General features: G+C 32.8%; 8 protein-coding genes. 1 reads left to right on the top strand and 7 read right to left on the bottom strand.

Annotated features, from left to right (window positions below; all coding sequences use genetic code 11):
• From L6Q46_RS10015 to L6Q46_RS10035, 5 genes are all read right to left on the bottom strand, one after another.
• On the bottom strand, positions 1-746 hold a 746-nt coding region (locus L6Q46_RS10015), incomplete at its 3' end, for a tetratricopeptide repeat protein (protein ID WP_291284179.1).
• On the bottom strand, positions 747-1,757 hold the full coding sequence (locus L6Q46_RS10020; protein ID WP_291284180.1) for a sugar phosphate nucleotidyltransferase: 1,011 nt from the start codon (positions 1,755-1,757) through the stop codon (positions 747-749).
• 125 nt (positions 1,758-1,882) lie between these two features.
• Entirely contained in the window at positions 1,883-2,317 is a 435-nt protein-coding gene (dut, locus tag L6Q46_RS10025) for a dUTP diphosphatase (RefSeq protein ID WP_291284181.1), read from the bottom strand.
• Position 2,318: 1 nt separating this feature from the next.
• On the bottom strand, positions 2,319-3,779 hold the full coding sequence (locus L6Q46_RS10030; RefSeq protein WP_291284182.1) for a polysaccharide biosynthesis C-terminal domain-containing protein: 1,461 nt from the start codon (positions 3,777-3,779) through the stop codon (positions 2,319-2,321).
• 30 nt (positions 3,780-3,809) lie between these two features.
• A complete protein-coding gene (locus L6Q46_RS10035; protein ID WP_291284183.1) occupies positions 3,810-4,265 on the bottom strand; it encodes a hypothetical protein in 456 nt (151 codons plus the stop codon).
• 108 nt (positions 4,266-4,373) lie between these two features.
• Here L6Q46_RS10035 and L6Q46_RS10040 point away from each other — a divergent pair, with 108 nt between their 5' ends.
• Complete coding sequence (locus tag L6Q46_RS10040) at positions 4,374-6,455, top strand: prolyl oligopeptidase family serine peptidase (protein ID WP_291284184.1); 2,082 nt, start codon at positions 4,374-4,376, stop codon at positions 6,453-6,455.
• 169 nt (positions 6,456-6,624) lie between these two features.
• On the opposite strand, the gene L6Q46_RS10045 is transcribed toward L6Q46_RS10040, so the two are convergent.
• Positions 6,625-7,053 (bottom strand): GNAT family N-acetyltransferase, encoded by a 429-nt coding sequence (locus L6Q46_RS10045; RefSeq protein WP_291284185.1) that lies wholly within the window; start codon positions 7,051-7,053, stop codon positions 6,625-6,627.
• Between the two features lies 1 nt (position 7,054).
• Positions 7,055-9,397 (bottom strand): prolyl oligopeptidase family serine peptidase, encoded by a 2,343-nt coding sequence (locus L6Q46_RS10050; RefSeq protein WP_291284186.1) that lies wholly within the window; start codon positions 9,395-9,397, stop codon positions 7,055-7,057.
• Positions 9,398-9,805: the final 408 nt, after the last annotated feature.

Raw genomic sequence — 9,805 nt, forward strand, 5'->3', positions numbered from 1 at the left:
AAATGAAACTTCACCAAACTCACATGAGCCCAATCGGAATTTGGAATTTCTTTTTCCAATTGTTTTGCGACTTCAAAGGCTTTGTCTTCTTGATTGAAACTTGAATACAAAACAATCAAATCGATGTAATTTTGTTCCTCTTTTGGATTCTTTTTAATCGCTCCTTCTAACTGTTCTTTTTGTGGTTTTGTATAGGCGTTTGATTCTTGAATCTTCAATTTATAGTATTCCATTGTGCTGGTCAACTTGGATTTTGATTCCATGTCTTTCAACAACTCTAACGCTTTTCCATGTTGGTTGGTGTTCATGTAAAGTGAAACTAAATCTTCTCTCATGTTACCATCAAACTCAATTAATTTTTCTACAATCGGAATCGATTTTTGATAATCTTTCGTTTGATAATACACGTCGTATAATCCGTTCCAATACCAACGTTGTTTGTTGTCTAACTCAACTGCTTTTTTGAAAGCATTTTCCGCATCAACATAATTTTTAAGGCTCAAATAATTTTTACCCAGTTCATATTGAAAAGATGCATTTTTAGGTTCTTTTTCAATACATTTTTGAATCGCCACAATCGCTTTATCGTAATTTTCGATGCCACGTTGTTTCAAGGCTTCGTAAAAATTATTTTCCAATTGGTCATCCACCAAAGCAATTGCATCGGGATTATCTTGCGCGAACAAGTGATTCCCAAAACTAAAAAGCAGGAACGCCAAAAAAGCTATGTGTTTTTTCTTTATCATCTATTCTAAAACCGAATAATCTCCGATACTAATACTTGTAAAATTGCCATCAAAACTAGCATGATTTCCTATCATCGCGTTATCTAAATTGGCATTTTTAATATGTGCGTGAGTTTGAATCAAACTGTTTTTTATAGTAGAATCAATCACGTGACATCCTTTCCCTAAAGAAACATTTGGACCTACGGTTGCATTAATCAAAACCACATCTTCTCCAATATAACATGGCGGAATGATAGTTGAATTCTCTAATTTCACATCATAATCAACTAAATGTTCACCATCGTTATGTAAAAAACCTAACATTCTTGAATTGGTTTCAACGGTAACGTCTTTATTTCCGCAATCCATCCATTCGTCAACTTTACCTGGTACAAATTTCATGCCTTTTGCCATCATTTGTTTAATACCATCGTTAATTTGGTATTCGCCACCATGGATAATGTTGTTGTCTAACACCGATTGCAATTCGTTTTTCAACACCGCAATATCTTTAAAATAGTAAATTCCGATTACGGCTAAATCCGATACGAATTCTTTTGGTTTCTCTACCAATTCAATGATTTCTCCGTTAGCATTCAAGTTTACCACACCAAAAGCTTCTGGTTGGTCGACTTGTTTTACCCAAATTACGCTATCCGCAGTTGTATCTAAATCAAAATCCGCACGAATTAACGTATCAGCATAAGCAATAACCGCTGGTCCAGATAAAGAATCTTTAGCACACATAATTGCGTGACCTGTTCCTAATGCTTCGTTTTGATAGTAAATCGTTCCTCTTGCGCCTAACTTTTGAGCAATGGTAATTAAATCTTCTTCTACTTTTTTACCAAAACTTTCATGAATAATAAACGCTACTTCGTCTATTTTCTGATTTAAAACACCCGCAATATCTTCCACTAATCGGTGAACGATTGGTTTTCCTGCTACTGGAATTAATGGTTTTGGAACAGTTAATGTATGTGGGCGAAGGCGTGAACCACGACCAGCCATTGGTACGATTATTTTCATGTTAGCCCCCTAACCCCCGAAGGGGGAATTCCTATTAGGGGTCAATAGGATTTTATTAATTAATTCAATTTATATATAACTATTTACACAATTTTGTCAATTCCCCCTTTGGGGGTTAGGGGGCTTTACTTCACTCCAGTGCTACCAAAACCGCCTTCACCTCTAGAAGTTTCTGATAATTCGGTTACTTCAATCCATTCGGCGCGTTCGTGTTTTGCGATGATTAATTGGGCGATGCGTTCTCCGTTTTCGATTATGAAATCTTCATTTGATAAATTTACTAAAATCACACCAATTTCTCCACGATAATCGGCATCAACTGTTCCTGGTGAATTTAAAACGGTGATTCCTTTTTTAGCTGCCAAACCACTTCTTGGTCTAACTTGTGCTTCAAAACCAATTGGTAATTCAATGAAAAGTCCTGTTTTTACGATAGTTCTTTCTAATGATTTTAGAGTGATAGGTTCTGAAATATTCGCGCGTAAATCCATTCCTGCCGAAGCGATGGTTTCATAGTTAGGTAACTCGTGATTGGATTTATTGATGATTTTGATTTGCATATTATTTTCTTCTGATAATCGTTAAAATGGTTTCTTTTTCGTTTCGGTACACAAAGTAAGCAAAAAACAAGATAGCTGCAATTCCGAAGACGTAAGTTTCACGTAAAATTGGCACATAAAATGAAATTCCCGAAAGCACGACCGCTAATCCCAAATAAGTGAAAATCGATTTTTTATCATACGGAATTGGATATTTCTTTTGTCCCATGTAGTACGAAATAAACATCATAGTTCCGTAAGCCAAAATGGTAGCAATTGCCGAACCCATGTAACTTATCATTGGAATTAAAAGCAAGTTTAAAACTAAAGTTACTATTGCTCCTACAATTGAAATGTAAGCTCCAATTCGGGTTTTATCGATTAATTTGTACCAAACGGACAAGTTGGTATAAATTCCTAAAAAGAAGTTGGCTAAAACAATTAGCGGAACTATATTCATTGCATCCCAATAAATGTCTTTTGGTACTAAAATTAATTTTAAAATATCCGCAAAAACGATAACGCCTAAGCAAATAAACGAACCGAAAATGACAAAATATTTAGTAATCGTAGCGTAGGTTTGAGGCGCATTTTCATTCTTAGCGTGACTAAAGAAAAAGGGTTCAATTCCTAAAGAATAAGCTGTGCGGAACAACACCATAAACATTCCGATTTTATAACAAGCGGAATAGGCTCCAATATCTGCCATGTCAACACCCATCCAATCTAATAAAATTTTATCGAAATGTTCGTTGATGGCAAATGCAATTCCAGCTACTAAAATGGGTAAACCGTATTGCATCATTTTTTTCCACAAATCGGTATCAAATTGCCATTTGATTTTGAAATAATCGGGTAAAACGAATAGTAATGTTACTAAACTTGCGATTAAACTTGAAACGAAAATATAACCAATTTGAAAATCATCATGATAGATGGTTTGTATGAATGCATTAGAAGATTCGTTTGCGATATCGGGTAGAAAAATCAAGAAGAAAACGTTGCATAGCAAATTAATCAAGACATTTGAAATCTTAATTATGGCATATTTAATCGGGCGACCTTCTGCTCTAATTTTAGAAAACGGAATAATCGCCAAAGCATCTAAAGCTAAAATCCAAATGGTAAAAACGACATATTCTACATTAATTTCTGACCAAAGCGCTAAATCTTTTCGGAATAAAAGAAACAAAACTAAAAACCCTATCGTTGACCAAAAGAGCGAAATAGTGGAAGTTGAAATTACTTTACTTTTATCGTTTTCGGAATTATAAAATCGGAAAAAAGCGGTTTCCATTCCGTAAGATAAGATTACATTGAAAAAAACCAAATAAGAGAAAATAACGGAAACTTCACCCATTTTTTCTTTATCGGTAAGATAATAAACAAAAATTGGATTCAGAATAAAGCTGATAATTCTTGGCAAAACGGTTGCTATGCCATAAATCGCCGTTTGTTTAAAAAGACTTTTGTAAAGACTCAATTTCCTTTAGTTTTAGAATAACAAATGTAATTAAAACTTTGGTTTTGCCGAAGGATAAAGCAACATTGGTTTTTCTTTAACTTCTTTAATGGTTTGACGGATTTCTTTTCCGTTTTTTAAGAAGATTAAAATGGCTTCGTTTTCGGCTAAGGTTAAGGCATTTTTGGGACTGGTGTAAATTTGGGAATCATCACCATCAAATTTTTGTTGATTGCCTTCGGTTTTTATTCTTGCAATGAAATGCAATGCATCTTGCTTTTCAAAAGGCACTTCATAACCTCTGAAAATTACTTTTTTTAGTTCGATTTCTTCGCTTAATTCGGCTTTTAAATCTACATAAAAGTTGATACCACTTCCACCACCACGAACACCAGCTACCCAAGTTTCATACGATGCCGATAAATTATTTTCTTGTACAATTGTTTCTGTTGAATTGCAAGAGATTAATGTTGTGGCAATGAATAGATATAAAATATACTGAATCATGATAAATTTCGTTTTGATAAAGTTACTGAAATTATTATTGCAAAAAACAGTCCAAAACTATTGTTTCGGATAATATTTTAATACTTTCGCAAGACTATTTGTAAGATTATGACACGATATTTATTTGTATTCCTTTTTATTATTGCAAACGCTTTTTCTCAACAAAAAATCGAAACTAAAAAAGTTTCCTCAACGCTTTCAAAACACGGAATTACCATACAAGATGATTATGCTTGGTTAGAAAAAACTTCAGACAAAGAAGTAGCCGATTGGGTAACTTTACAAAATAATGTTAGTGAAGAAAAACTAAAAGAATTGGTTAAAAATTATAACTTTTCGTTCAAAATAAAAGATTATGATTATTTGTCTACCAATGGATTGCCAAGTAAAAAAGGAAAGTTTTTTTATAATTTTTATCGAATAGAAAAGAACAAACCAAGTGTTTTATATTACCGAGAAAATTTAAACGACCTTGCTAAACCTTTGGTTGATCCGTTTGATGTTTACAAAGATGCAAATGTGGTTTTATCTGGATTTTTTCCTTCAAAAAACGCTAGATATTTGGCTTTTAAAATTAGTCCGAATGGAAGCGATAGACAAGAAATTAAATTCAAAGACTTTGCCAACAAAAAATATCTTGACGATGTTTTAACGGATATTAAATTTTCAAATGTTGCTTGGAATAATGATAAAGGAATTTTCTACAAGAAAAACTCAAACAAAGAATTCTTTGAAAAAGATTCCACCTATCAACTGTATTATCATAAAATTGGAGACATTCAAAGTAAAGACCAATTGGTTTTTGATACTTCAAACTCAAAAGCTAATTTTAATTTTTTCGTTAAACAAAATAAATTATTTGTTGTTGAAACAAGTGAAGATGAAACTACGAAAAACTATTATTACACTACAATTGAAAATGAACAATTTCAATTTAAAAACTTCATAAAAGACGATAAAACTAATCTTGAACTATTAAACATCATTAACGATAAATTCTACTTTTCCGATGAAAAATATCCTTGGGGAAATGTAAGTTATTTTGATATAAACAATCGAACAGAGAATACCGTTTTAATTCCTCAAGTATATTCACATTTACTAATTGACGCCACTTTTTTAGAAAATTATATTATTTGCAAGTATAACAATATGGGCAAATATTACATGTCTATTTACGATTATACTGGGAAATTTATAAGAAAATTTGAAGCGCCACACAATATGGATTTTCAAATTAGATTTTATGACGAAAAAACAAATGACCTTTTCGTTACGTTTTATTCATACACCATTTCATCATTAAATTACAAGTTAAATATTACTACAGGAGCGAATGATATTTATTTTAATGATTTTATTCAGCCAAAACCAACTTTATTCCCTTTTAACTATTTTGAAACCAAAACAATTACTTATAAAAGCAGAGACAATAAAGATATTCCAATCGTTATAATTCATAAAAAAGGAATTGAGCTTAATGGAAACAACCCTACTTTATTAAGAGCTTATGGCGGTTTTGGGAGTGTTAGCAGTCCAAATTATGACACCGGATTATTACATTTTATGGAAAAAGGAGGCGTTTATGCCTTTGCGAAAGTTAGAGGTGGTGGCGAAAAAGGAAAAAACTGGCACAGAGAAGGTAAAGGTTTGAAGAAAATCAATTCGATTAACGATTTTGTCGATGCAGCTGAGTTTTTAATTCGAGAAAATTATACCAATCCAAATAAATTAGCTATTAATGGTGGTTCTCATGGCGGATTAGTTGTGGGTGCTGCCATGACACAACGCCCTGATTTATTCAAAGTCGTTATTTCTGAAATGGGAAGATTAGACATGGCTTCGCTTGATAAATACACTTCTGGAATTCATCATTTTGACGAATATGGAAATCCAAACAACAAAGAAGAATTACAATCTATGCTTTCATATTCGCCTTATCACACGATTAAAGAAGACGTGAATTATCCAACTTGCTTAATTATTACTTCCGAAAACGATGATAGAGTGCCACCTTTTCAATCGTATAAATTTGCAGCAAGATTACAAAATAGAACCGCACAGAAAAATCCAATTTATTTGAAAGTAAATAAAGTTGCTGGTCATTCAGGTAATATTTCGAGCTACGAGAAAAGAGTAAAACAAGAAAGTGAATTCTACAGTTTTATTTGGGAATACTTGAATAATTAGGGTAAGCTGAAAAATGTTTACAAGCAAACAAAAAATATTCTTTTTTAAAAAAGCCACGGATTCCACAAATTTTCACGGATTTTCGATAATCATCAAAGAAAATCTGTGAAAACCCATTAATCTGTGGCAAAATTAAATTTTGTTGTTTTAATTGAAAAAACTTGAATAATTAATCTTTCAAATATTTCACAAAATGAAATCCTTTTGGAACAAATCCGTGATTCATGTAGAATTTTTGGGCTCCAAAATTGGTCGTATACGCATCTAAGGCAATCATATTACAGTTTTCATCGATGGCTTTTTGATTGAGATATTCGGTCATGATACTGCCAATTCCTTTTGAACGAAAATCTTCGTGTACCACCACATTATCCATTTCTAGATATTTACCGCTCCACAATTTAGTTCCAATCCAAAACCCAGCTAAACCCATCGTGATTCCGTTTTCTACTACGATGAGTTGTTTGTAATTGTGCGGAATCATTTTGTCTAGCAAATTTCCATAAATTTCTGGCGTATAATCAGGATACAATTGTTGTAAGATAGGCAATTGCTCTAACATTTCGGCTTTCTTTCCTAATTCGATTAACTGTGGCATTTTATTTTTGTAATAGATTTTCGTTGAATAAATTTAAAATTCTTCGGTATTCGTCTACCCAAGAATACGTTTCAGTAAAACCATGCGCTTCTACTGGAAATACAGCTAAATCCCAGTCTTTTTTACCTAATTCGATGAAACGTTGCGTCAATCGAACTATGTCTTGGAATTGCACGTTGTCGTCTACCATTCCGTGTAACATTAGTAATTTGTCTTGTAAATTATTCGCAAAATAAATCGGAGAACTTTTCTTGTACGCTTCAGGATCGGTTTCTGGAAAGTTCAAAATATTTGAAGTATAACCATGATTGTAATGCGCCCAATCGGTTACCGAACGCAACGCGGCTCCTGCTTTGAATTCGCCTGGTTCGGTTAGCAATGCCATTAACGTGATGAATCCACCATACGAACCACCGTAAATTCCTACTCGGTTAGCGTCAATTTCTAAATTTTCAACCAAATATTTCTTTCCATCCAATTGGTCGGATAAATCTTTTCCACCCATGTGCCGGTAGATTCCCGTTCTGAAATCACGACCATAACCATCGCTAGCTCTGTAATCGATGTCTAAAACGGTGTAACCTAAATCGGTTAACATGTTGTGAAACATATATTCTCTGTGGTAGGTGCTCCAATAATTGTGCGCATTTTGCAAATATCCTGCTCCATGAACAAAAATAACTGCGGCTTTGTTTTTGTTTTCCGTTTTTGGTTGGTACAAACGAGCGTAAACATTAGTTCCGTCTTCGGCTTTAAAGGTGATGACTTCTGGTGTTTTCCAATTGTATTTTTTGAATTCTGGCGTAGTGGAGAACGTGATTTGTTTCAAATTGGAATTCGGTTTGTTAGTTCCCACAAACAATTCCCAAGGTTTGTTTTTATACGAATAACGTACTAAAAGTGTTTTTTCATCTTGAGATAATTCTACTTCGTAATTACCATCATTCGTTAAAATTCCAGTCATTTTTTTAGAAGCGATGTCCAATTTGTAAAAACTTCTGTTACCTGGATGTGTTGTTGTGGTGGTGATGTAAAATGATTTTTTATCGTTGGATAATTTCACTTCACGAACTTCCCAATTTCCTTTTGTTAACGCTTCTTTTTTCTTGGTTTTCAAATTATACGTGTACAAATGCGAAAAACCAGTAGCTTCCGATTGAAAATAAAAAGTCGAATTATCAATAAAACCCAAAGTTCCGCCACTGAAACTATAGCCTGGAATTCCAGGTCCGCCAATCCATGCTTCATCGTGTTGGTGGTCTAATTCCGTGATTTTTCCTGAAACTAAATCCAATTGTACAATCCAACGATGTTTGTTGTCTTGACTTCTGATTTCTAAAACGGCATTTTTTCCGTCTTTGCTATACACTGGACTTTGCATTACTACTGGAATATCATATTCCGATTCGCCTTTTAAATCCTCATATTCTTGATAGTATTTTGGGGCTTCTTTGATGCCTGATAAATTAGAAAACGAAACGAAATACGTAGTATCTTTTTCTACATTGAAAATTCCGAATTTGTGCTTACTGAAATTATCAATCGAAACTTTTGCTCTTGCTTTTTCTTGACGTGTAAAACCATCATCAGTAATAAAATTTTCAACGTTTGTTGATGGCTGATTTGGATAATCTGAAAGTCTGAACGTTACAAATTTCCCATCTGGCGACGCTTTTACTTGTTCTAAAGACGATTTGTCGTAATAGATTTCTTTTGGAAATTTCTCTTTTTTGGATTTAGATTTTTCCTCGTACCATTTCGAAGATGCTTCTTCATCACGAACAAATTGAAATAATTCCTTTTGTTGGTTTTTTAAGAATGAATCTTCTTCTTTTGATGCTTTATTTTCTTTTCCTGTTCTGAAATTAGTCAATTGAACAATCGAAAAATCTTTGGTATTGAATTGATATACATTTCTATTTTGCTGAAAGAAAATCACATCAGCATTCGTACTTCTTTCTACCGAGTTAATCCTATCGGCTAATTGAATTACTTTTTTGGTCTTTTTTGTGGATTTGGTATACGAATACAAAACCCCTTGATTGGTATAATACACCACATCGTAATCTTTTTGGTTTGCCATGAAATCCAAATCGTAAATAGGATTTGAAGTCGTTACTTTTTGTGGTGATTTTAAGGTAGCATTCCAGAAATACGTGCTGTTTCCTATTTCGTTATTAGGATTCCAATCAAATAAAACGGTTTGCCCATCAATAGACCAACGGTGATTATCAGGTTGGTGCCCGATGAATTCATTTCCTTTCATGATGTCTTCTAAACGAAGATTTTGTGCCGAAGCCAAAAAGGTAAAAAATAATAGAACGAAAGACGTATATTTTTTCATTGGTGAGTTGTTATTCTTACAAATATACCAATAAAAGTAAATGAGGGAAAAAAGGTTTTGTTAAATGAATTTTAGGTTTTGAGAATTCATTTGTGGACACGGAATGTAATTCTAAGGTATCAGGAATTTATTCCGTTTAATTTTTAATAATTCTTATCAAAAAAAATCTAATTGCTAAGTATAATATAAGAATAGAAATAAATATAACCCACTGATTTGATTCCTTTAAAATATTAAAATTGAATGTAGTGATAAATACTATATTAGTTAGAATTAACACAATAATTACTAATAACATTGCCAAAACACTAATTGAAGCTGAATCAGATGTATGTTTATCTGAACCTAGTCTATCATAAAAAAAAGCATGTATACTTTTATAGAAATATCTTATTATTTTCATAGAAT

The organism is Flavobacterium sp. (genome assembly GCF_023151265.1).
Taxonomy (GTDB): Bacteria; Bacteroidota; Bacteroidia; order Flavobacteriales; family Flavobacteriaceae; genus Flavobacterium.